This is a genomic window from Desulfobacterales bacterium, from assembly GCA_034003325.1.
Lineage (GTDB): Bacteria > Desulfobacterota > Desulfobacteria > Desulfobacterales > JAFDDL01 > JAVEYW01.
In genome coordinates, this window is the sequence record JAVEYW010000008.1 from 182459 (window position 1) to 205633 (window position 23175).

Here is a 23175-nt window from a genome sequence, read left to right on the forward strand (position 1 = left end):
GTGGTTATGACTTGGCAATATGTGTTTGAACTCATCAAGAATATTCTGATAACGCAAACCGGTATTCCCAACCTGGCCTATAAGGAAGTGCTGATGATTCTCATCGCCTTTTTTTTCCTTTATCTGGCCGTGGCCAAGGGGTATGAGCCGCTCTTGCTGGTTCCCATCGGTTTCGGCATTTTTCTCGTCAACTTTCCCCTGGTGCCCCTGATGGGCTTCACGGAAAACGGCACGCCCGAACTGATTCGGGCGTTCTATAAGTACGGCGTCGAGTGGGAAATCATCCCCTGCGTCATCTTTCTGGGGTTGGGCGCCATGACCGATTTCGGCCCCCTGATTGCGAACCCGAAAACCTTGTTTATCGGCGCCGGCGCACAATTGGGGGTTTTCATCACCTATATCGGCGTCCTTTTTTTCGGTTTCACCTTAAAAGAGGCCGCCTCGGTGGGCATCATCGGCGGCGCGGACGGCCCCACCACCATTTATCTGACCGCCAAACTGGCGCCGCATCTCTTGGGCGCAAACGCCCTGGCCGCCTATTCGTACATGGCCATGGTTCCCCTCATTCAACCGCCCATCATGCGGTTGATGACAACGCCCGCCCAGCGCCTGATCCGCATGCGCCAGTTACGTCCCGTTTCTGCCCGTGAAAAACTGCTCTTTCCCCTCATCGGTTCGATTCTGATCATTCTGCTGATTCCGGCCGTCGCCCCGTTAATGGGCATGTTCATGTTCGGCAATTTCATGCGCGAGTGCCTGGTGGTCAAACGGCTTTCCGAAACGGCTCAGAATGCCTTGATGAACATCGTGACGATTTTTCTGGGCTTATCGGTGGGGGCCACCATGCAGGCCGAGGTGTTTCTGAACGTAAAACCCCTTTTAATTTTTGGATTCGGACTCCTTGATTTTGTCGTCTGTACGTTTGGCGGAATTTTGACGGTTCATGTCATGAACCTCTTTTTAAAGGAAAAAATCAACCCCCTGATCGGTTCCGCCGGTGTCTCGGCCGTGCCCATGGCCGCGCGCGTCGCTCATGCAGAAGGGCTGAAATATGATCCCGAAAACTGGCTGCTGATGCATGCCATGGGCCCCAACCTGGCCGGCGTGATCGGTTCGGCCGCCGCTGCCGGCATGTTCATCGCCATGTTTCAATAGGAGGACCGGACAATGAAATTAAGATGTTTTTATATAGGGACGATCGCATTAGCGGTATTGCTCCTGCACGCGGGCCGGGGATGGACCGCCTTCAGTGAAGACTTGGAAAAACCGTGCCCCAAATTCTCTCGGGAAGGGACGGACTGGATAGCCACGCTGATTCCCCGCGGCAAAAGCACCAGCATTCAAATTCGCTTTCATGCCGAGGGAGCTGAGATTAACCAAGTGGCCGCCAAGGAATATTCAGAAGCCGAAGCCCCCCTGGTGAATTGGAAAAATTTTCGTTCGGATTTTTTTATCGCCAAAATGAAGGCTTCCGCTCCCGGCGCTGACGTCCGCTTTTCCATTGGTTCGAATTATTTCACGACCGCTACGGATCTATGGGCACCGGTCTCCGTCAACGACCGCACTTGGGGAACCACCTCTCCGGTCAATGTCGGCCTGAAGGATCGGACCAATATTCTGACCGTCACCTTGCGCGACGGCGGTCCGTTGGATGCGGACGGCAAGGCCGACGGTAAAATTGAGTTTATTTGTGGGCCGCGGGATTCGTTCTGGGGCTATGCCGTCGGCACCCTGTTTATTCGGTTTTTCGGCATCTTCATTGTGTTGGGTGTGCTGATGGCCGGCATGATATTCTCCGGCAAGATATTTCAATGGACGGAAGCGCATGGCCGAACAAAAAAAATACTCGTTCCCATAGCACCGTCGCCGGACTTTTCAGATACGTTAGAGGATATCCCCGGAATCGACCCGGCCACCGCGGCGGCAATTGCCGTGGCGCTTCATCTGCACAGCGGCGCCTCGCAGCCAACGCTGTCCGGGAATTTGAGTACAGCCGGCGTATCCGCCTGGGGCCATTTCGGACGGGGAAAACTGATGAATGACCGCATGCCGGTTTTTAACCGTGTTCAACGATAGCAGATAACGGAGATCATAATCAAAATGACCAAATATACCTTAAATATTAACGAACAGACCTTCGATGTGGAAATCGTTTCCATCCTCGGCGGCAAAGCCCGGGTAACCGTCAATCAGATGCCCTACGAGGTCCTGATCAGTGGCGACAGTGTGCAGCAACCCGTTGCCGCGGCACCGGTAGCGCCGGCCATGCCCCTGTTGGCCACACCCCGGGCACCGGCGGCCGCCAGACCCGCGCCGGCAGCCGTTGGCGGCAGCGGCGTCATCACCGCACCGATTCCGGGGAAAATCCTCGGCATTTCGGTAAATCTTGGGGATAGCGTCACCGCCGGCCAAACAGTGGCCATCATGGAAGCCATGAAAATGGAAAACAACCTGACCAGCCCCATTGCCGGCAAGGTTAAAGAGATTCGGGTAAACAAGGATGCGGATGTCTCTACCGGAGATGTCATTATGGTTATCGGCTGACCGGATTGACCCGCTATCGCGATTACAGCGCATCCTGATCGGGCGTAAGCTTCACGGCGCAATGCCCCGGCCAAAATGGCCCCGGCATTGCGCCGCCACCACCAACGCCTGAATTAAACGCCCTCCCGATCATCCGGAGCGGAACTACCGTCCATTCATCTGCCATTAACCAAAAAATCCCTGGATTTTAGTACCGATTTCCCGTATTCATGGCTCCGGTTTCAATCTATATTCCGAGGAGCCTATGCCGGTTCGATTTCATTTAAACCACACTGACCGAAACACCCGTGCCCGCGCAGGCACGCTGGAAACGCCTCATGGCACGGTGCAAACCCCGCTCTTCATGCCCGTCGGCACGCAGGCGGCGCTAAAGGCGCTCCATCCAGCCCTGGCCGAGCAAATCGATGCGCAAATAATTCTTGCCAATACGTATCATTTGTTTTTACAGCCCGGATGCGCGGTGGTGGCCCGATTAGGAGGGCTTCACCCCTTTATGGGATGGTCCCGGCCGATTCTGACGGATTCCGGTGGATTTCAGGTATTCAGCCTGCCCAACAAGGAAATATCCGAACAGGGCGTTGAGTTCATCGACGAGAAAAACGCCAAATCCGTTTTCATGGGGCCGGAAGAATCCATTCACGCCCAAAACGACTTGGGGGCCGATATCATCATGGCCTTTGACGAATGCATTCCCTACCCCGCAACCCACGAATATGCGGCCAAATCCGTTGAACGGACGCTTCGATGGGCGGCACGCTCGCTATCGGCCCATCAAAACAGTACCACCCAGGCCCTTTTTGGCATCGTGCAGGGATCGGTTTACCCGGATCTTCGGCAACGATCCGCCGAGGAATTGGTAAAAATGAATTTTCCGGGGTATGCCGTCGGTGGGGTAAGCGTGGGCGAAGGCCACGATCTGATGAAAAAAGCGGTGGAATATTCAGTCCCCTTTTTACCTGAAAAAAAGGTCCGGTATCTTATGGGCGTCGGTCATCCCGAAGACATTCTCGAGGCCGTGGAACGCGGCATGGATATATTCGACTGTATCATTCCCACTTTTCTGGCCCGCTCCGGAGTTTTTTTCACCACGACGGGAAAGGTTCGCATCAACAAGAAATCCTACCGCAAGGACCGCTATCCGATCGACACGCAATGCCAATGCCCGACCTGCACCCGATTTTCGAGGGCCTACCTGCACCATCTGTATACCGTGGATGAGCCTTTGGGAAAAACGCTCGGCACCATTCACAACATCCATTTCTATATGAACATGATGAAACAGATGCGTGAAGCGATCCTTAAAAATCGCTTCACGCAATTTAAACAGCAATTTTTGCAGCATCTGAATTCCTTCCGCGCCGATACAAAAGGCAATTAAAGCCATTTGATTTCATTCATGATAAAAAATACGCCATGATGAATTCAAACCGGTATGGTTTGGTCCGGTCGCCGTATCGGGCAATCATTGAGCTGCGGCAATGAATACTGCGTGCAATCCGCGCAGTCAAAGCGAGAGAGAATGTTGGCTCGCGCCTCCGAGACTGTGGCAAAGAGGTGATCCTTGCCGATGGTATCGATATAACCGCCTCGCGCCAGCAGGTCCTTGACCTGCGGCTTGAGCTCGCACAGGTAGAGGCCCCCACGGAGCCGGCTGCGTCGCTGGGATTCGTAGGCAAGCAGTTGCGCACCGGCCACATCGATAAAGTTGATGCCGCAACCGACAACCAGCACATGACGTTTGTAAGTGGCGCGCTGGTCAATATGATAAAGATAGTCGGCCACATGATTGACCGCGCCGAAAAACAACGGGCCGTCAATGCGAAGAATGATAAAATTCGGGCATGTCATCGTCGCTTCAATCAGCTCCGGCCCCCCCGGATTCGGGTTCGGCATTAGCGTCACGATCTCAGGATGAGCTGTCGTGCCGAGATAAAGCACCAAAGACAGCAACACCCCGGCAAAGATGGCAAACTCCAGATCCAGAAACAGGGTTGCCAGAAAGGTGGCCAGCAAAACGCCCGTTTCCTGTTTGCTGATTTTGATAATGGTGCGAATATGGTGCGGATTAATCAGGTTATAGGCAACCAGGAAAATCACGCCACCCATGGCCGGTATGGGCAAAAAGGCGGTCAGCGGCGCCACAAGGAGCAGCAGCAGGGCCAGAAAAAGGGCGGCGAAAACAGCCGCCAGCGGCGTCATGGCGCCGGCATGATAGTTGATTCCCGAGCGGGTGAAAGACCCGGAGCCCGCGTAACAGGAAAAAAAACTGCCCACGATGTTCGACAGTCCCTGTCCGATAAATTCCTGATTCCCATCGATTTGCTGGCGGGATTGCGCTGCGATGGATCGTCCGATGGACAAGGCCTCGATCAATCCGAGGAGGGCGACGGCCAGTGCTTTAGGCATCAGATCACGCAGTGTTTGGGGAGAAAAATCGGGCAACGACAACGGGGGCAGCCGATCGGGCATCCTGCCCAGCAGCGAAACACCGTGTTCAGCGCCTTCCAAGGCAAGGCTCGCAAGGCTCCCCGATATCAAGGCAAACAGCAGCCCCGGCCAATGCGGCCGCAAGCGTTTGAATACCAAGGCACACAACAAGGTCACCAGCGCAACCACTGCTGCACGGGGATTGATGAGATCCACGGTGCTGCCGATATGATATAAGGTGCCGACAAAGGATTGTCCTTTTGGCACCTCAATCCCCAGAACATGCTTCATCTGGCTCGTGATGATTAAAATGGCAGCGCCTGCCGTAAAACCGACCACCACCGAATGCGAGACAAAATTAACCAGGGTTCCCATGCGTGCGAGCCCAAAAGCCAACTGGTAGATGCCGGCCAAAAACGTCAGGGTCAGCGTCAACCGAATGAACTCGGGCGATCCCGGTACCGCAAGGGGGCTGATGGAGGTAAACACAATGATGGAAATGGCGGTTGTGGGACCGGAAATCAAATGCAGCGAAGATCCGAAAAGGGCGGCGATAATCGGGGGAACAATGGCCGTATAGAGACCGTACTCGGGAGGCAGACCGGCAATCATCGCAAACGCCACCCCCTGGGGCAGCACAATCACCGCCCCGGTCAGGCCCGCCAGCACGTCTGCGCGCAAGGTATCCCATGCAATAAAATTCCACCAGCGCAGAAACGGAAACCACTTGCGCCACAGCGATGCGCCGCTTGAATAGGGATTTATTGGTTTCATGCCGTATTCCACATCGGTGCAACCGGACGGTTTTTTGCCGGTCTTCGGAACATCCTGCCGAGGGACGCACTCAATCATCCACCACAAAGGGAACGATGTTCACGTTGATCGATTCCAGGCCGTCCACTTTGGCACACATCCCTTTTACTTTTTCGGTAATCGATTGTTCATCAATCAGGGACGCCCGAATATTCACGATAACCTCCCCGTTTTTGGCATCCGCCGTTACCTTGGGATATTCCTTCACAAGGGCCGATTCCACCTGGGCGGCCAGGGATAGGTCGTCAAGCAGCCGCCGGCTGCGCGGTGTGGTTTGAAAACAGGGCCGCTGCAAGGTCTGCTGAATGATAAAGACCGCATCAGGAATATCGATTCGGCGCGTATGAATGACGATATCGTAGAGAAGCGGATTCCAGGTATCCATTCCGTAAAGCTGCAATCCCCATTTGCGACGTTCCGCATCATCTTTCACCAGAACATGCCGGGCTTCTGAAGCGGAAATATTTTTCCGCTTTATTTCTTCCCGAATACGCGCCTCGATGTCGGCGCTGATTCGCACCTTCAGCACATGGGGCATGTTCTGCACGAAAAAATGCCCGGCCAACCCGTGATAAACCACATTATCCCTTTGAAGATGTTTGAGCAGCGCCGCACGAAAAAAAACGACAAATCGCTCCTTCCCATAGGTAAAACGATCCAGGACCGACGGTGCATCATGAATCGCCCGAATCAGTTTGAGCTCGGGGATATTGAACTGCTCGCTGGCCTCCAGAATAATGTCTCGTGAAATGCATTCATACCCCATCACCCGGGCCAACTCTTCGGCGACCTCTTTACCCCGGCTGTAGGATCCTCTGGAAATGGTCACAATCGGCATACCGTCTCCGCTTGGTTGTTCTTCCGGAAAGAGACATCGACCCGATGTTTTCAGCCGATATTGTGGAACGGGTTGATATGATCCTGCTGTATGGTTGATCCGAGACTGAAGATAACTTCTTTTCCGCCCCCCTCTTTCTCGGCAATCTGTTTTATTTCAGCCATCATCTTGCTCTCCAGGCTTACGCTCGTCCCGGAGCTTCCGATGTGAACGCTTTCACCCGCAACGATGACTTTTACCGAGGGGACGATTTTCACCAAATTGGCCTGAATTTTGGCCGCCAGGGCCAAATCGGCAATAATTTTTCGGGATTCCGGCGTGATCTGGAAAATAGGTTTTTGAACCGTCTCAAACAGGATTTCAACCGCATCATTCACCGATAGGGTTTTGATATGGAGCACCATGTCATAGAGCCTGCTATCCCATGTATCGGTATTGTATATCTGAAGGCTCCATTTACGACGTTCTTCATCATCTTTTTTCAGAATATAAAGCGCCTTTTCGGCTGATATATTTTCCCGCGCCATCTCTTCTTTGACCCGGTCCTCCATATCGGCAATAATTCTGACTTTGAGAACCTGCGGTATCTGCCCGAGAAAATAGTGTCCAGCAAGACCGTGGTACACGACATTGTCCCCCTGAACATGCTGCAAGAGCGCGGATCGAATATAGCTGATATACCGCTCCTTGCCATGGTGAAACCGTTCAAGAATCGTTGGGGCATCATGAAGCGCCCGAACGAGCTTTATTTCCGGAATATTGAATTCCTCGGAGGCTTCCAGAAGAACGTCTCGGGAAATGCACTCATATCCTAATTTCTGGGCCAGTTTTTCGGCAACTTCTTTTCCGCGGCTGTAAGATCCTCTGGAAATCGTGATAATCGCCATAAATCGCTCCTGTTTTATAATTTGCTGATATGCCGCTATGCTATAAATAGGCATGATGGATAGACAATCATTATTTTAGTTCAAGGTAAGTCGCTTTTGGAAAAAAGGCAACCTGTTTGGGTTAAGTGCCCATTCAGCGAATATTCATTTGTGTATTGACTCGCCTTGAAAATGATTCAATTATAACCGCATCAGAAAATATTCGCTCGTGGGCCGATGGCCCTGAACCAACCCCTAAGGAGCCGAATGTGGTAAAAAATTTCGCATCTTCGGAAGAAACCCTTTGCCGCTCACGCACATACCCCGACATCGCGTTTCGACCGTTGGGGAACACTGGTCTTTGGGCCAGCCAGGCCGGTTTTGGCGGGTATCGGATCACTTCCGGCATTACCGAACACAGAAATGCGCTGGAAAAGGCCTTAACGGGAGGAATCAACCTGATCGACACGAGCGCCAACTATGCCGACGGCAAATCTGAACTTTTGATCGGCCAAGTGCTCACGGATCTTATCGATTCAGGGCACCTTTCCCGGGAGCAACTCATCGTCGTTTCCAAGGTCGGCTATCTTCAGGGCCAAAATTATGAATTCAGCCAGCAACGAAAGGCTCAGGGAAAGCCCTTTCATGAGCTGGTGGATTTCGGCGAGGGGCTGGCGCATTGTATTCACCCGGAATTTTTAGAAGACCAGCTTAAAAGAAGCCTGGAGCGGCTGAATCTGGAAACCCTTGATTTTTATCTGCTTCATAACCCTGAATATTATCTGGATTGGGCGGCAAAAAGTGGCATCAGCCTGCCGGTGGCACGCAGGGAATATTATCATCGCATTCAGGGCGCCTTTGAATTTATGGAGCAGATGGTCGAAAAAGGGCGTATCCGCTATTACGGCGTAAGTTCCAATACCTTTCCGGCCGCAGCCGCGCATGAGGAGTTTACCTGCCTGGAGACGCTATGGAATAGTGCGCAATCTCTCTCCGAAAATCACCATTTCCGCCTCATTCAACTGCCCCTGAATTTACTGGAGACAGGAGCTGTCCTTGAAAAAAATCAGTCGGAAGAAAAAAGTGTGTTGGATCTTGCGAGCACGCTGGAATTGGCGGTTCTTATCAATCGGCCGCTCAACGCCTTTGACGGTGAGCGGCTGCTGCGGCTCGCGAACGTGCCGATCGCGGAACGGCTTTCCACCGATGAAATTATCGATCTGATTCGAGCCGTAAGCCGATCGGAAAAAAGCTTTCAGCAAAGGCTGCTTCCCAAGCTTGATCTGGCGATTCCACTTCAAAATCGGGTAACCGAACAACTGGCTATCGGAGAGATGTTAACGCACCATTGGCGGCATTTCGGGTCATATGAGCGCTGGCTGGATATCAAAAACGGGCATCTACTGGCTAGAGTTCGGGGCGTTGAAGACTTTCTGAAACCCTACCAAGAAACGGTGAAAGGGCTTTCCACCTGGATCAAAACCCACATGCAATGCGTAGAGGCCGGCCTCAAAGCGGTTGAATCGACCTATTCGGAAGCCGCGGGGGTTGAAACCCGCCGAATCGCAAGGGCCGCGTCCGCCTCGGATCCGGACTGGGCAAACGCCGAAACCTTAAGCCAACAAGCCGTCCGCGCCGTTCGATCCACAGCCGGCGTCAGCAGTGTGCTGGTCGGTATGCGACAAGAAGAATACGTAACGGATATTCTTGCCGAGCTCAAACGGCCCATCATTCAACAACCGAGAACCCACTCCTGGCAAAAACTGAAAGAGGCTCACACCGCCTTAAAAATCCTTTAATCCGGCTTTCATGAAAAAGAAAAAAACCGTTTATAAGCACATTCGTTCCTGGGTATTGCAACTCATTCTTGTCGCACTCCTATCCGCGTCGGCTGCAGGCATTCTTTACATAACCACCCTTGCAGGAAAAATCGACACCCGTTTTGCCGGCCGGCTATGGGACCTTCCATCAAAGGTCTATTCCGACACCACGCTTCTTTACACCGGACAAACGATCAGCCACCGGCTTTTCAGAGAAAAGCTCGACAGGCTCGGCTACCGGCAGGTTGACCGGCCCCCGGAAAAGGCCGGAGAAATGCGGTTTTCAAACACGGCTATCGAGATTTACCTACGCCCCTTTCAAGCCCCTTACTTTGAGCAAAAAAGCGGGCCCGTTTGGATTGGCTTAAAGGGGAATCGCATTAGCGACATCATCAGCGGCGATGCCGGGTCAAAAACGCCCGTGCTGGAGCTGGAACCCGAAGAATTGATGCTCTATTTCGGACCGGATCGCGAGCGCCGGGAGCTGGTCTCCATCAGGAATTTGCCCCCGCATGTCCTGCACGCGGTCCTGGCCGCAGAGGATTACCGGTTTTACCACCACCGGGGAATCGAAATAAAAGCCATTTTAAGAGCACTGGCCACCAATTTACGCAAAGGTGAGATCAGCCAGGGCGGCTCCACCATCACTCAGCAACTGGCTAAAAATTATTTCCTTTCCCCGGAGCGCACCCTGAGCCGTAAATTAAAAGAGCTGCTCATCACCGGCATTCTTGAATACAAGTTTGACAAAGACACGATTCTTGAAATGTATCTGAACGAAATCTACTTCGGCCAGGAAGGTTCGGTGTCCATCAACGGCATCGGCCAGGCCGCCCAATTCTACTTTGACAAACCGGCCGCGGCGCTTTCCGTCGCCGAAGCCGCCACCATCGCCGGGTTGATCAAGGCGCCAAACCGATACTCGCCCTATAAAAACCGGACACAGTGCAAGCAACGGCGAAATGATGTCATAGACGCCATGCACAAGCGTCAATGGCTCACGGCCGAAGCCCATGAAGGTGAAAAAGCACGTCCCGTCACCCCCGCCGGTTATCGCGATTATCATCAACAGGCCCCCTATTTCATGGATTATCTGACGCAACAGCTATCGACCCTATATAGCCGCAAAGATCTTTCCCGCGAGGGCCTGTCCATATTCACCACCATCGACACGCAGGTGCAGTCAGCCGCCGAAAAAGCCCTGAACGCGGGGTTGGCACGGCTGGAGTCCATCAACCCGAAACTGAAGCGAAAAAATCCCGAAGGGAAACTTCAGGGCGCCGTTATCGTCATGCAGCCCAAAACCGGCTACATCATTGCCATGGTCGGCGGCAGGGACTACGGAATCAGCCAGTTTAACCGAGCCGCTCAAGCCAAACGGCAGCCGGGCAGCGCCATCAAACCCTTTGTTTATTTAACAGGGCTCGACAGATACAGGCCCCCTTCAAGGCTTTCCAATGAGCCTCGCACATACATGATAAATGGCCGCCCGTGGCGGCCGAAAAACTATAACCCCCTGGCCAGTCCCGTGGTCACGTTCAGGGAAGCCCTGGCATTCTCGCATAATATAGCGACCGTGAACCTGGCGTTGGATATCGGCCTTACGCATATCGCAAAGACCTTTCGCTCGTTTTATCTTCCCGCGCCGGAAACGCCCTATGCCGCCATGGCGCTGGGAGCGCTGGAACTTGATCCTCTGTCTCTGGCGCGGGCCTATTGCGTGTTTGCCGCGGACGGCGTGCTTCCCTATCCCTTGTCCATTAAAGAGGTAGCGGGAGAAGATGGCCATATTCTTGAAAACCGTCATGCCACCATCGAACGGTTGATTCCTGCGACCAAAGCCTATATGATAAATAATTTGTTGCGCAGTGTGGTTCTCGACGGCACGGCGCGGGGCGCCAAACGACTGGGGGTCAACTGGCCGGTGGCCGGAAAAACAGGCACCACCAATGATTCCCGGGACGCCTGGTTTATCGGTTATACCCCCAATTTGCTGGCCGTCGTATGGGTCGGATTCGATAACGGGGATTCCATCATGGCCTCCGGTGCAAGCGCTGCGCTTCCCATATGGGCCGATCTGATGCTGTCGCTGCCGCAGTACGTCTCCGGCGAATGGTTTACCATGCCTTCCGGCATAGAGACCATAGAGGTTTGTTCGGAAACAGGCATGCTTCCAAACCCGGGATGTTGCCCCGGTGTGACAAGGGAGATCTTTCTCTCTGTAAACCGGCCGACAACGCAGTGTCGGCAACACGACTGCCCGACCCGGCTGGAAAAAATATGGAAAGGATTCAAAGACATTGTCCCCGGTTTTTAACTATATCGTCGTTATGGGCGTAATTCTTATGATGACCGGTTGTGCGGCGAATAGGCCGATACCGTCACGACCCGCAACGAAACCGGTGGTGAGGGAAAAAGCACCTTCTCCCGATAAATCACGCGCGGCTGAGCGGCTCGAGCAAAAACCGGCGGCAAAGGTTCAACCGCCCCCCAAAAAGGAAGCCGAACCGGTCATGCCACCAAAAACGCCGAGTCCAAGAGCGGTGGCCGCCGTCACGCTTTCAGACCAGGGGAAAACACTGCTTGAAAGAAAAAGGCCCGATGAAGCCATTCGAGTTTTAGAACGCGCCGTCAACCTTCACCCCCAGAACGGAGAAAACTATTACTACCTGGCGGAAGCATGGCTTCTGAAAGGCAATGCCCTGCAAGCGGCGGAGTTCAACCATCTGGCTACAATCTACCTCAAAGACGAGGCTAGCTGGCAGCAAAAGATAGCCTCCCAGGTTGCTCGAATAAAGGCAACCTCGAAAGGCAATTGAAGGCTGTCAATCCTTGACAATCAGATTTTTCAGTTCATCGGTATCATCGGACTTAAGCGGAAAATGCTCGCTTAGAATACCCCCGACTTCCATCACGGCTTCGCAAATGGCAGCCCCCTGACGATTTTCTTTAATCCCCTCAATGATGCCATCCACGATGCCGGTCCACCGGGACTGAGGCACTCGGGTGTTGATGCCTTTGTCCGCAAGAACCCACACTTTATGCTCCAGGACCGAAATAAAGATCAGTATTCCGTTCGCATCGCGAGTGCGGTACAACCCTTCCTTGAAAAAGCTGGTAACCGCAGCCTCATGCACTTCTTCTTCAATTTCTTTTTTGGATATAAAAAGTCGCTTAAGCCATGCAAGCCGCTTCACGGTTTCGCGGAACAATAAAAAAAAGGCGATAAAAAGGATCAGAAACATCCACATGTTCTGGCCGCCTATCCAAAAAAAACCACCGATCCAGGGCGTCAGGGAAACCGCCGGAAGAAACGCCAGGGCGGCACCTCCGGTTACATTCGCCAAGGGGTAGGAGCCACTGGCGGAAACCACCAGCGGAACAATTTCGCCGGAAGTCTTTTGTTCAGCCGTTTTAACGGCCTCTATGATTATGCGCTTGTCCGATTCGGATAAGAATTTCTCTGCAAGGTCTTTCATCATTCAGTTCTTTTCGTTCGTTGAGTTGATTGGGGTGCTGGCGATTGCACAACACTCGGACAGCGGAATTTCGGTTATGGGTTCTTACCAGCCCCCGGAAGCACCGCCGCCGCCAAAGCCACCGCCGCCGCCGGAAAATCCGCCAAAACTACCGGAGGAAAAACCGCCGCCGCCACCGAATCCGCCGTAATAACCACCGCCGATATGTCGCCCGCCGGAAAGGCCGGCGGCGATAAGCGATAAAAGATAGCCAGCCACCAGCCCAAGTGGTATCAGGGCCAGCAACATCAGAAGGCCGGTTTTTAGAAATATCGCCCCGAAAAGGGGCATCAAGACGCCGCCGGCCGCCGCGCCCAAAGGCCGGCGCACCCGTCCGAGTTGACCGACCAGAAATATAAATGCAATCAAGGGCAACAAAAGCGGACTGCCCGATTGTCTTCGTCCGGCTGACCCGGCACCGCCCTCGGGGGCCGTGTATTCACCCTTGACCGCGGCCATCATGGCGCCCACACCGGCCATCACCCCTTGGTCAAAACTACCGGCTTTAAACGCGGGAACAATTACTTCCCGAATAATGCGCCCGGCAACCAGATCCGTCAGTTTTCCTTCAAGACCATAGCCCACTTCTATTCTCAGCTTTCGCTCGTTCGGGGCAACCAGAAGTATTGCGCCATTGTCGATTTTGGACTGACCTATTTTCCAAGCCTCTGCCACACGAATGGAAAAATCCTCAATGGCCTCCCCATCCAACGAGGGAATGGTCAAGACCACGATCTGCGTTGAATCAGTTCCCTCAAAGGCGCGAAGCGCCGCGTCAAGCTGCCTTTCCGCATCATCGGAAAGAATACTAGCATAATCGTTCACCCGCCCTGTAAGCTTTGGCAACTTCACGGCCATGAGGACAGAACTGGTTAAAAGGATTAACATCATTGCAGCAACCAGCCACGCGCCAGCAAGCCGCATCGTTTCGTTTCTTCGCATTCTCCGCCTCGTTTTGCGTTTTCGTGCACCCTTTTTTACATTTCAAAACGATACTTAGAACTTAACCTCGGGTGCGGTCTTGGCCCCTTCTTCCGCCTTGAAATATTCTTTTCGCTCCAGGTGCAACAGCATGCTGTTGGTCAAGCTGTTGGGAAATTTTCGAATCATGGCGTTGAAGGCCGAAACAGTCTCATTATAGCGCTGGCGGGCAACATTAATTCGGTTTTCCGTCCCTTCAAGCTGGCTCTGAAGGTCCAGAAAATTCTGATTGGCCTTTAGGTCGGGATAGCGCTCCACTACGACCATCAGGCGGGACAAAGCGGACGAAAGCCCCCCCTGAGCGCCAGCCAGCCGTTGCATGGCATCAGGATCACTTAAGTCTTTGGTCGTCATATTCACAGACGTGGCCTTGGCCCGCGCTTCAATAACGCCCTGAAGGGTTTCTTTTTCGTGCGAGGCAAAGCCCTTGACCGTTTCCACAAGATTGGGAATCAAATCGGCCCGCCGCTGAAGGGTGCTCTCAATATCCGCCCATGCCTTGAAAACCCCCTCCTCAGCCTGCTGCATCGCGTTATACCCACAACCAGGTATCAGAAATAAACAAAAAATGAAAAGCGCCAGGGTTAAAATCTTTTTCATGAATGCCTCCGAATAGTCTTGTGTTTCAATCCTGATCCGGCAAAGCCGGAAGCCGGGCGGCTGGACTGCTGAGCAGCCAACGACCTTCTCCAATGATGCACGCGCTTTCGTGCCTGTTTCCGATATAGGGTCTACGACAATTATGTGTCGATATGGTTATCGAAAGGGCCTAACACCGACTCCAACTTAAGGCACGGGCGCTTGGATTGCAAGTGGCGTATGGAGAAAAGCGGGGCATGCGCTCTGTTGGGTGCGTAGCTTATGCCTATCCGGCGATGGGCGCCTATGGAAAAGATAAAACCGTTACCAGCCGGGCAAACAGATCGTCCAAGCGCGCCTCTGCGGAAAACATGGCTTCCGTCGTTAAGAACCCGGAATCCAGCTCACGAAAAATATCTTCATATCGTGAAAGGGGAATTGCCGAATTTGCCCGTTGAACATTCGGCCGGGGATACTCGCCGTTATCAAATACATGATGGCATGGTCCGGGTGCATTTTCCTGGCGATAGGGCCAATCCAACTTCAGGCCGGCAAATTCTCGAAAAATCGCCCGCGCCTTCCGGTTTTCATTAAAATCCGATGCCACGATTTTTCGTGCCATTCTCATCTCTGTTTCCCTGAAAAAAGCCGCCAGAAGCCGGTGTTCGGTGATAATCAGCCCATAGAGGTACCAATGATCGATCGTTTCACGAATAATCATCTGATAGACGGGTGGCAGCATTCGAGATGTGGGGCAAAAATAAATCCGGCAGGCCATGGCCCCATACCAGCTCATCCATCTAAAGTCTTTTCCCTCATTCCCGCTCGCGTTCGGATGCAGCAGACAGCCGATACGGTTCTTATCAGCGCCGATCAAGCCCACAAACGGGCAATGATGAAACTCGGGGAAGGGCTTTTCTTTTGGCAGGGACCTTTCGATTTTTTGTTGAAACGCGTAGATATCGTCCTCGGTGCGGGGAACCGACGCAAATGCTTGGGTTCGACTAGATAGCAAGGCTTCAAGCCGGTCTTGGGATAACGATTTGATATTATAGAGCCCGCAGCAGGCACCGCAGGATACCGTTTCACTTATCTGGCAGAGATAAACGGCTTGCGATGGCGCGCTGCCGGGGGCTGGCGGCACAACCGGTTCACTCACGGCACCCCCCTCAAATCCGCATGCATCTGAGTTTTGCCAGATCTTCGGCATACCCGTAGAGATGAAGCCCCTTGCTCTCAACGATCATTTCGCCATCTTTGACCCCGATCTCCGCGGCCATATATTCTTTCAGGTTCTGAATACCGGCCAGGTTAGCGGGCAGCCCGCCCCACAAATCCCAGGAGCGAAAATAGATGACAAAGTGCAGGGTGTCATCCTGAATACGGGTATCGATAGACCGCAAACACGGCGGGTCCAAAAGGGCCATATCCGTGGGATGCGCCACCTGAAGCACCATTTGGTTATTTCGGTAACCAAAATGCTTATAGGTGTGAATGGCCCACTCGATCTGGTTCAGATAAAACCGGCCGTCCTCTTCGAAAAGCATTTTCCCGTCCACAGGACGTTTATCGATAATTTCGGTTTTTCCTTTTTCCCACCACGCCAATTTGTCGCCGGTAAGGGGCGCCCGGGTCAGCCGCTCGCCGTAGGTGTAAGATTCCCCTTCGGCTTTCTGACCGGTCATGAGATATTCCACATAGGAGCGTTCATACCCCTGCCCACCGTATATATAAGCTTCCTCCACCGGGTTCGGGATTCCGCACGCAGGCGGAATATCCGGCAACATCGGCCGGGTGGCGGGATAGCGCACATGGCCGACAAAATAATCATATTCCAGGCGCGTCTGTCCCGCATAAGACCCCCGATCAATCGTAAACCGGCGGCCCTTATCCAGAATATCGTGTACCGCCTGGAACCATAAGTCAGGTAAATCCCTAGCTTCAATAAAATGAATCTGCATTGCCACTCCGCATTTATTTTTACTGGCGAGAACCCCCTAACACACCAAGCTTGCCCTATATCATTTTATCAGAAAAAATTCCACCCGCTTGCGTTATCTTTCAGGTCTCCGTCAAAGTCGCGCAAGTGTAAGAAATCAGAAGGCCACGAAATAGCGCTGACTTTTTGAGTTCGAATTTGTTAAGTTGCTTTTATGAGCAACCTAAAAATTTCGCCTTCAACCAGCCCACCCCGCTTTGTTTTACGTCCCGTTCGACGCGACGAGATGGATCGTTGGCGTACCTTGATGCGCCAGCACCACTATCTCGGCTTTGAGCGGATCGTAGGAAAATCCCTTTGCTATGTTGCCACCACTAATGAAAGCCAGGTTATAGAAGAGAAAAATACTTCCATCGGACGATTGTGCAAATATTTGCTGGGCGCTCCCACCGAAACAGCCAGAAATATCCTCAAGCGCAAGGAAAAGTCTGAAGAAAAACCGGAAGCACCCCTCAAAAAACAAAAAGGCCATGGCAAAAAGCCGGCATCCGCCTATGAGGGGGCTACCAGGGTCATTATCGAACACGCCCGGCTTGCGCCCAAAGATCCCTGTCCGGAATGTGAAAAGGGTAAACTCTACGAGTTGGCCATGCCCTCGGTGTTTGTTCACATTACCGGCCACGCACCGCTCAAGGCCACCGTGTATGAACGAACACGGCTTCGCTGCAATCTTTGCGGCGAGGTGTTCACCCCGGCGCTTCCGGCTGAAGTGGGGGATAACAAACATGATGAATCAGCCGCAGCGATGCTGGCACTCTTAAAATACGGCTGCGGTATGCCCTTGAATCGGCTTGAAAAGCTTCAGGGGCATTTGGGTAACCCCCTTGCCGCTTCAACCCAGTGGGATATTCTCAATGCATCGGCAATCCATCTTGCTCCGGTCTACGATGCTCTCGTTGAGCACGCCGCTCAGGGGCAGCTCCTTCACAATGACGATACCACCATGAAGGTGCTCTCATTATTAAAGGAGCCGGACACGGAAAATAACCGCACGGGAATCTTTACTTCAGGCATCGTCAGCATCCGGGATGAGCATCGGGTCGCCCTGTTCATGACCGGCCGGCAGCATGCCGGGGAAAACCTCACCGAACTTTTAAAACAGCGAGCCACTGGCCTTGCGCCCCCCATCCAGATGTGCGATGCCCTCAGCCGCAACGCATCCAAGGATTTTGAAACCATCATGGCCAATTGCCTTAGCCACGCTCGCCGTCAATTTGTGGAATGGGTGAACCGTTTCCCTGAAGAGTGCGAATATGTCATCAAAAAACTGGGAACCGTCTACCACCATGATGCGATTACCAAACAACAGGCACTGCCAATGGAGGAGCGGCTCAAATATCATCAGATTCACAGCGGTCCGCTCATGGCCGATCTTAACGCCTGGTGTAACCGGCAGATCGGTGAAAAACTCGTGGAACCAAACTCCGGCCTGGGCAAAGCGATACATTACATGCTCCGGCATTGGGAAAAATTATCCCGGTTTTTACATGTACCCGGCGCTCCGCTGGATAATAACATATGCGAACAGGCGCTAAAACACGCCATTCTCCACCGCAAAAATGCGCTGTTCTACAAGACCCAACGGGGCGCTAAAGTGGGGGATCTGTTTATGAGCCTGATCCACACTTGTCAGATGGCCGGGATCAATCCACTCGATTATCTTACGTGGCTGCTCAAACAGGCATCGAAGCTGATACTCTCTCCCAGCGATTTCTTGCCTTGGAATTATAACCCTCAACATCCCTAACCTTCATACCGGCAGCGGCCTTGTTGTTGGCTTCTGCCGGTAATTTCGACTCTTTGCTCTATAAACAGTGGCCCGATAACTGAAAAAAATTTCATTGCGCACGCCTGCCGGAAGAACACGTTACAATCGATTATACCAAAAATGCCAGCGAAACATATTGTCATTTCCTTTCATGTGGTTATAGGCCACATTGCGGATAGGCGCCCTGGCACTATAATTGCTTTACGCAAGCGGATACTGCATCCAAAATACAATTCAAAAAATGATGGCAGGCGGATGTTGCAGCTATCTTCCCAAACCCGTAGGCCTGACGGAATTATCCAGTCATATTCAAAACGTGCTGGCAAAAAGCGATTCTTAATAGCCAAAAACAAACCATAGCAGAGCCTCACACTTTCGAAACCCTGAAAAATATTTTTTTGATATAAGATAAGGGGAAAGGATTCAATATTTTTTTAATCCGCTGGATTTCGACCATTTCCGGAACGCCGTCGTCACCAGCAGGAAATCACCACCGAATTTGTTATAAACTCGAGCGCTATACAAGGTTGTTTTGAACGGCAAAACGGGACAGATCAGCATTATTGCGAAGATCAAGTTTTTTAAGAAGCCTGAAACGGTAGGTATCAACAGTTTTGGTACTGATATGATATGATTCGGCAATCTCCTTGTTAGTATGTCCCTGTGCCAGACGTTTTAAAACCTGAAGCTCTCTTGTGGAAAGAGAATCTAAAGGCGACTTTCCATTTGCACCTCTTGCAAGGCGCAGGGCAAGCAATTCAGAGATTTCATCAGTAAGATAGCGCTTGCCGTTATATACTTTTCCGATGGCATCTACCAATTGTTCAGGAGCTGACTTTTTGGTTATATACCCCATAGCTCCGGCCTCAATTGCCCTTACCACATACTGCTCTTCTTGGTGCATGGTAAGCATGATTATCGGAAGGTCAGGTTTATAGTTCCTAATCTGCGCCACAACCTCAAGCCCGTCCATGCCGGGCATGGAAATATCAATAACCGCCACATCGGGCGATTTTTCAAGAATCTTTTTAACAGCGTCATTGCCATCAGAAGCTTCTGCAATTACCTCCATGTTGCCGCTTTCTTCCACGATTCTGCAAAGCCCGGCCCTTACAATACGGTGATCATCTGCCAATAAAACCTTTATCATAAATCCCCCTGGATATCCGTCTTCAATTCAAAGCTTATCCGTGTACCTTCATGGGGCAAGGATTCTATAGTTAGCATACCTCCGACAATACCGGCACGTTCCCTCATCCCTGCCACACCCAGGGATTCTTTTGTTGAAGATATATCAAAGCCCTGACCGTCATCTGTTATTATCAGCCTCAAAATCTTGTCCTGTTCATGCAAACTGACAGTTACGTGCGTAGCATTTGCATGACGGGCAACATTGGTAAGGCTTTCCTGGGCAATGCGATAGGCTGCGGTAGCAATAGTATCGTTTAATGCCGGCACATTATTATGTTCAAAAATACATGTTATTCCGGTTCGTGTTTCAAAATCAGATGTAAACCAGTCCAAAGCATCGACAAGCCCAAGATCGTCCAGAACTCCGGGACGCAGTCGGATAGCAATATTTCTAACATCATCGATGGTTTTATCAATCAAATCCCTCATTGAAGATGCATGGTAAGCGGTTTTTTCGTCCTTATCTTTTGTGCGGTTTAATATCCATACCGCATCCATGCGAAGAACTGTGAGAAGCTGCCCAAGCTCATCGTGCAGTTCCCTGGCAATGGCGGCACGCTCCTTTTCCTGTCCCGTAATAACGCTGCCTGAAAGCCGTTTAAGCTGCTCCTGATTTTTTTTCAATGGGGTAATGTCAGTTGAAATTGCGCCCACACCACTTATATGTCCTGCCTCATCATAAATTGGAAATTTTACGGATAAATAGTTGTGCACCGCCCCATGATAGGTAACGCTGTGTTCCACCCGGCAGGAATGCTTTTCCATAAGGACCTTTTGGTCGTTGACCTGAATTTTTTTGGCCACCTCTTCCGGCATAAATTCATGCGCAGTCTTGCCCCTTATTTCCTCGTTTTTAACCCCGAATATTTCTTCATAACGCGTATTGACTAAAATATAACGCTCATTTATATCCTTCATGTATATTACATCAGGAGTGTATTTCAAAATACCTGTAATTTCTCTCGTACGCTCCGCTACCTGACGCTCAAGATCTTTTGTATAAAGGCTAAGTTGTTCTTTGGCAACCTTGAGACCTTCTTCTGCTTTCTCCCGCCTGACAATCTCTTTGGCACCATTAATATAAAGAATGACTACAATAAAACCAAATAAAAAACATAATATAACAATAATTGTGCCTGTTATGTGGATAAATGGAGTGGAAAAACCTTGGGAGATTGTGCCCAGATTTTGAAGATGCAAAAGGTTCCAGCCCTTATAATCCTCCATTTTCGCTCTGTGCATCAGGTATTTGTTATTCCGTTTATCTGTAACAAATCCTTCGGTATTTATTTTCAGACCAGTCCAATCCCAAGGGCCTGTCCCAAACTGCTCAGAGCTGACAATCTCCGAAATTTTTTTCTCGGACTCTTTCCACAATAAGCCATACTGCCATTCTTCCCTGGTTGAAACAAAAACAATATCCTGGGGAGAGGTGAACAAAACGATCTCTCCCGGTTCCGCACTGAGATTGTGTTCAATATCCTTGACCGACGCTTTGATAACAGCAACCCCTAAGGGCTCTTTTAAATTTTTTACATAAACTGGATGGCTATAATAGGCCCCCCGTTTACCTGATGTTATGCCAATGGCAAGATATGTTGTCGGAATACCCTGAATTGCCTGCTGAAAATAGGGGCGAAACTTTATATTTTTACCGACAAAATAATCTGATTTATTCTTTTTGGTTGATATTACAACATTTCCATTATTATCCGCAATATAACATATTTCTGCATCCAGACTGCTATTGAAATGCTCTGCCAGAAGGCTGGCTTTTTCCAAACTTTTCGGGGTGGGTGCTGAAATGGCTGTTGCAATTTCCTGCATTCCTGCCAAGACTCTGACGGGTTTTTGATATTCCGACAGCAAGGATGAAAGATGTTTTTTTATCTTTTCCGTCCTGGCAACAGCCTGTTTTTCAGCATTTTTAATTTCAGTGTTTTTTATTGATGAATAATAAAAATAGCCTCCGACAAAAGAAGATATTAATGCCAGCAGTGACAGCCCCAGTATAATCAGGCGTAGCTTCATATTTTTCTCCGATTCCCGGGCTCGTGCCCGGGAATAAAGCGACCGGTAATCTTATGCATAATTCCGATAATTCGGCTCATACATCTGAGACCTGATAAACGAAGAAAGATTCTCAGGTCTATCTACTGTCGCAATCCCCTGGTCATAAGCAACCTCTGCAACCTTTAATGCAATATCGCCTGATACTTCCCTGATCTTTTTCAGCCTGGGGTAGATGCTTCCCTTCCGGAAATCCTTTTCCGTTACTTTACTGGCAAGCTCCCTGGCAGCCGCAAGAAACATTTCACTTGTTACATATTTCGCCTTGCAGGCAATTACCCCCAGCCCTACGCCTGGGAAAATATAAGCATTGTTCCCCTGCCCTGGCTCGAAGTCCTTGCCCCCAAGGTTAACAGGTTCAAAAGGACTTCCGCTGGCAAATATCGCGCGGCCCCCTGTCCAGACATAGGCTTCTTTTGCAGTACACTCCGCACTGGATGTAGGATTTGACAAGGCAAATATAATGGGTTGCTCATTAAACTTTGCCATTTCTTCAAGTATTGGTTGGGTAAAGGTTCTGGGCTGACCGGACACACCTATAATTGCTGTTGGCTGCAAAGCCTTAACAGCATCCAAAAAATATTGATGATATTCATAATCATGGGCGTAGGGCAGCTTGTGTTCAGCAAGTTTTTCGCGGCTTTTAACCACCAGTCCCCTGGAATCCGCAAACCAGCATTTAAGACGGGCTTCCTGTTTAGACAAGCCTTCATCCATCATACCAGAAACAATTAGATCACCAATACCGGTTCCTGCCTCGCCTGCCCCTAAAAATAAAATCTTTTGATTCGTAAGCTTTTGCCCGGTCATTCGCATTGCTGCATAAATACCCGCCAGCGCCACACTTGCAGTTCCCTGTATATCGTCGTTAAATGAGCAAATTCTGCCGCGATATGTATTTAACAGTCTAAAGGCATTAAGACTACCAAAATCTTCAAATTGAATAAGGGTATTGGGAAAGTTTTCCTCAACGGCCATGATAAATTCTTCAATCAGGCAGTCGTATTCTTTACCACGAATCCTTGAATTGCGCATTCCAAAATACAGCGGGTCATTTTGCAGATCCACATTATTTGTTCCAACATCAATGGTAACTGGCAGGCACCATGATGGATGGATTCCGGCACAGACTGTGTAAAGTGAAAGTTTACCGGCAGGAATGCCCATTCCCGCAACTCCCAGGTCTCCAAGGCCCAGAATTCTTTCGCCGTCGGTTATTACAATAACCCGCACATCTTTGTTAGGCCAGTTTTTAAGAATCTCTGAAAATCTTCCTTTATTTTTTGCGGAAACAAAAATACCTCTGGGACGCCTGAAAATGTGGACATATTCCTGACATGCCAAGCCTATTGTAGGCGTATAAATTATAGGCATCATCTCTTCAAGGTAATCTGCAAGCACACGGTAAAAAAGGGTCTGGTTCCGATCCTGAAGGGCTGTCAAAAAAATATATTTTCCCAGGGCAGAGCGTTTTCTTCTATAATTCCCCATAACCCGAAAAACCTGTTCAGACATGGTATTAATACCAGGTGGAAGAAGGCCGTGCAGCCCTAAAACATCTCTTTCCTCTTCGGTAAACGCAGTTCCCTTATTTAATGCAGGGTCATAAAGCCAGTTGATACCTTGTGTAAGAGGTGTATAATTTTCAGTCACAAAACGTTCCTTTTTTTAATATCCCGGGCTCAATAATTCCCAGTTAGGTTTTACATCAGCTATTTCAAAGTGGTACTCTGGTAATCCTGAAACCGGCAATCTGTATTT

At 50.8% G+C, this 23175-nt stretch carries 19 protein-coding genes; 8 read left to right on the forward strand and 11 right to left on the reverse strand.

Annotation, left to right across the window (positions count from 1 at the left end; genetic code table 11):
• The first annotated feature begins 6 nt into the window (after positions 1-6).
• The 4 genes from RBT11_10770 (at position 7) to tgt (ending at position 3922) form a co-directional block, all read left to right on the forward strand.
• Positions 7-1155, forward strand: a complete 1149-nt coding sequence (locus RBT11_10770; GenBank protein MDX9787252.1) for a sodium ion-translocating decarboxylase subunit beta — start codon at positions 7-9, stop codon at positions 1153-1155.
• Between the two features lie 12 nt (positions 1156-1167).
• Positions 1168-2076, forward strand: coding sequence for a hypothetical protein (locus RBT11_10775; protein MDX9787253.1), 909 nt, complete (start codon positions 1168-1170; stop codon positions 2074-2076).
• A gap of 24 nt (positions 2077-2100) precedes the next feature.
• Positions 2101-2544 carry a biotin/lipoyl-containing protein gene (locus RBT11_10780; protein MDX9787254.1) on the forward strand — a complete coding sequence of 148 codons (444 nt, stop codon included), beginning with the start codon at positions 2101-2103 and terminating at the stop codon, positions 2542-2544.
• A gap of 244 nt (positions 2545-2788) precedes the next feature.
• Positions 2789-3922 carry a tRNA guanosine(34) transglycosylase Tgt gene (tgt, locus tag RBT11_10785; GenBank protein MDX9787255.1) on the forward strand — a complete coding sequence of 378 codons (1134 nt, stop codon included), beginning with the start codon at positions 2789-2791 and terminating at the stop codon, positions 3920-3922.
• A gap of 44 nt (positions 3923-3966) precedes the next feature.
• Here the strand turns inward: tgt and sulP are convergent, their stop codons facing one another.
• The 3 genes from sulP to RBT11_10800 form a co-directional block, all read right to left on the reverse strand.
• Positions 3967-5745, reverse strand: a complete 1779-nt coding sequence (gene sulP, locus RBT11_10790; protein ID MDX9787256.1) for a sulfate permease — start codon at positions 5743-5745, stop codon at positions 3967-3969.
• Between the two features lie 70 nt (positions 5746-5815).
• Entirely contained in the window at positions 5816-6622 is an 807-nt protein-coding gene (locus RBT11_10795; GenBank protein MDX9787257.1) for a cytidylate kinase-like family protein, read from the reverse strand.
• 50 nt (positions 6623-6672) lie between these two features.
• A complete protein-coding gene (locus RBT11_10800) occupies positions 6673-7509 on the reverse strand; it encodes a cytidylate kinase-like family protein (protein MDX9787258.1) in 837 nt (278 codons plus the stop codon).
• Positions 7510-7757: 248 nt separating this feature from the next.
• Here RBT11_10800 and RBT11_10805 point away from each other — a divergent pair, with 248 nt between their 5' ends.
• Genes RBT11_10805 through RBT11_10815 form a run of 3 tightly spaced genes read left to right on the forward strand, consistent with a single transcriptional unit; the run spans position 7758 to position 12127 of the window.
• Positions 7758-9287 (forward strand): aldo/keto reductase, encoded by a 1530-nt coding sequence (locus RBT11_10805; GenBank protein ID MDX9787259.1) that lies wholly within the window; start codon positions 7758-7760, stop codon positions 9285-9287.
• A gap of 10 nt (positions 9288-9297) precedes the next feature.
• Positions 9298-11625, forward strand: coding sequence for a PBP1A family penicillin-binding protein (locus RBT11_10810; protein MDX9787260.1), 2328 nt, complete (start codon positions 9298-9300; stop codon positions 11623-11625).
• 28 nt (positions 11626-11653) lie between these two features.
• On the forward strand, positions 11654-12127 hold the full coding sequence (locus tag RBT11_10815) for a tetratricopeptide repeat protein (GenBank protein ID MDX9787261.1): 474 nt from the start codon (positions 11654-11656) through the stop codon (positions 12125-12127).
• Positions 12128-12133: 6 nt separating this feature from the next.
• Here RBT11_10815 and RBT11_10820 read toward each other — a convergent pair whose 3' ends face one another.
• The 5 genes from RBT11_10820 to RBT11_10840 all read right to left on the reverse strand — a co-directional run bounded on the left by RBT11_10820 (position 12134) and on the right by RBT11_10840 (position 16347).
• A complete protein-coding gene (locus RBT11_10820) occupies positions 12134-12790 on the reverse strand; it encodes a TPM domain-containing protein (GenBank protein ID MDX9787262.1) in 657 nt (218 codons plus the stop codon).
• 81 nt (positions 12791-12871) lie between these two features.
• Positions 12872-13768 (reverse strand): TPM domain-containing protein, encoded by an 897-nt coding sequence (locus RBT11_10825; GenBank protein MDX9787263.1) that lies wholly within the window; start codon positions 13766-13768, stop codon positions 12872-12874.
• 54 nt (positions 13769-13822) lie between these two features.
• Positions 13823-14407, reverse strand: a complete 585-nt coding sequence (locus RBT11_10830) for a LemA family protein (protein MDX9787264.1) — start codon at positions 14405-14407, stop codon at positions 13823-13825.
• Positions 14408-14690: 283 nt separating this feature from the next.
• Positions 14691-15545 carry a hypothetical protein gene (locus RBT11_10835; GenBank protein ID MDX9787265.1) on the reverse strand — a complete coding sequence of 285 codons (855 nt, stop codon included), beginning with the start codon at positions 15543-15545 and terminating at the stop codon, positions 14691-14693.
• Between the two features lie 10 nt (positions 15546-15555).
• Positions 15556-16347, reverse strand: a complete 792-nt coding sequence (locus RBT11_10840; protein ID MDX9787266.1) for a thymidylate synthase — start codon at positions 16345-16347, stop codon at positions 15556-15558.
• 264 nt (positions 16348-16611) lie between these two features.
• On the opposite strand from RBT11_10840, the gene RBT11_10845 reads away from it, so the two are divergent.
• Entirely contained in the window at positions 16612-18132 is a 1521-nt protein-coding gene (locus tag RBT11_10845) for an IS66 family transposase (GenBank protein ID MDX9787267.1), read from the forward strand.
• Between the two features lie 538 nt (positions 18133-18670).
• Here RBT11_10845 and RBT11_10850 read toward each other — a convergent pair.
• From RBT11_10850 to RBT11_10860, 3 genes are read right to left on the reverse strand one after another with little or no spacing between them, the layout of a single operon-like run.
• Positions 18671-19303, reverse strand: coding sequence for a response regulator transcription factor (locus tag RBT11_10850; GenBank protein ID MDX9787268.1), 633 nt, complete (start codon positions 19301-19303; stop codon positions 18671-18673).
• The gene (locus RBT11_10855; GenBank protein MDX9787269.1) at positions 19300-21375 is read right to left on the reverse strand and encodes a PAS domain-containing protein; all 2076 of its coding nucleotides are present in this window, start codon (positions 21373-21375) and stop codon (positions 19300-19302) included. The genes RBT11_10850 and RBT11_10855 overlap by 4 nt, the downstream gene beginning before the upstream one ends.
• 51 nt (positions 21376-21426) lie before the next feature.
• On the reverse strand, positions 21427-23067 hold the full coding sequence (locus RBT11_10860) for an NAD-dependent malic enzyme (GenBank protein ID MDX9787270.1): 1641 nt from the start codon (positions 23065-23067) through the stop codon (positions 21427-21429).
• Positions 23068-23175: the final 108 nt, after the last annotated feature.

Excerpts from the sequence above, each read along its gene's own strand:
- RBT11_10800 (MDX9787258.1), bottom strand. The coding sequence starts at position 7,509 with ATGGCGATTATCACGATTTCCAGAGGATCTTACAGCCGCGGAAAAGAA.
- RBT11_10850 (MDX9787268.1), bottom strand. The coding sequence starts at position 19,303 with ATGATAAAGGTTTTATTGGCAGATGATCACCGTATTGTAAGGGCCGGG.
- RBT11_10840 (MDX9787266.1), bottom strand. The coding sequence starts at position 16,347 with ATGCAGATTCATTTTATTGAAGCTAGGGATTTACCTGACTTATGGTTC.
- RBT11_10815 (MDX9787261.1), top strand. The coding sequence starts at position 11,654 with ATGATGACCGGTTGTGCGGCGAATAGGCCGATACCGTCACGACCCGCA.
- RBT11_10855 (MDX9787269.1), bottom strand. The coding sequence starts at position 21,375 with ATGAAGCTACGCCTGATTATACTGGGGCTGTCACTGCTGGCATTAATA.
- RBT11_10845 (MDX9787267.1), top strand. The coding sequence starts at position 16,612 with ATGGATCGTTGGCGTACCTTGATGCGCCAGCACCACTATCTCGGCTTT.
- RBT11_10770 (MDX9787252.1), top strand. The coding sequence starts at position 7 with ATGACTTGGCAATATGTGTTTGAACTCATCAAGAATATTCTGATAACG.
- RBT11_10780 (MDX9787254.1), top strand. The coding sequence starts at position 2,101 with ATGACCAAATATACCTTAAATATTAACGAACAGACCTTCGATGTGGAA.
- RBT11_10775 (MDX9787253.1), top strand. The coding sequence starts at position 1,168 with ATGAAATTAAGATGTTTTTATATAGGGACGATCGCATTAGCGGTATTG.
- RBT11_10825 (MDX9787263.1), bottom strand. The coding sequence starts at position 13,768 with ATGCGAAGAAACGAAACGATGCGGCTTGCTGGCGCGTGGCTGGTTGCT.
- RBT11_10795 (MDX9787257.1), bottom strand. The coding sequence starts at position 6,622 with ATGCCGATTGTGACCATTTCCAGAGGATCCTACAGCCGGGGTAAAGAG.
- RBT11_10820 (MDX9787262.1), bottom strand. The coding sequence starts at position 12,790 with ATGATGAAAGACCTTGCAGAGAAATTCTTATCCGAATCGGACAAGCGC.
- sulP (MDX9787256.1), bottom strand. The coding sequence starts at position 5,745 with ATGAAACCAATAAATCCCTATTCAAGCGGCGCATCGCTGTGGCGCAAG.
- RBT11_10830 (MDX9787264.1), bottom strand. The coding sequence starts at position 14,407 with ATGAAAAAGATTTTAACCCTGGCGCTTTTCATTTTTTGTTTATTTCTG.
- RBT11_10810 (MDX9787260.1), top strand. The coding sequence starts at position 9,298 with ATGAAAAAGAAAAAAACCGTTTATAAGCACATTCGTTCCTGGGTATTG.
- tgt (MDX9787255.1), top strand. The coding sequence starts at position 2,789 with ATGCCGGTTCGATTTCATTTAAACCACACTGACCGAAACACCCGTGCC.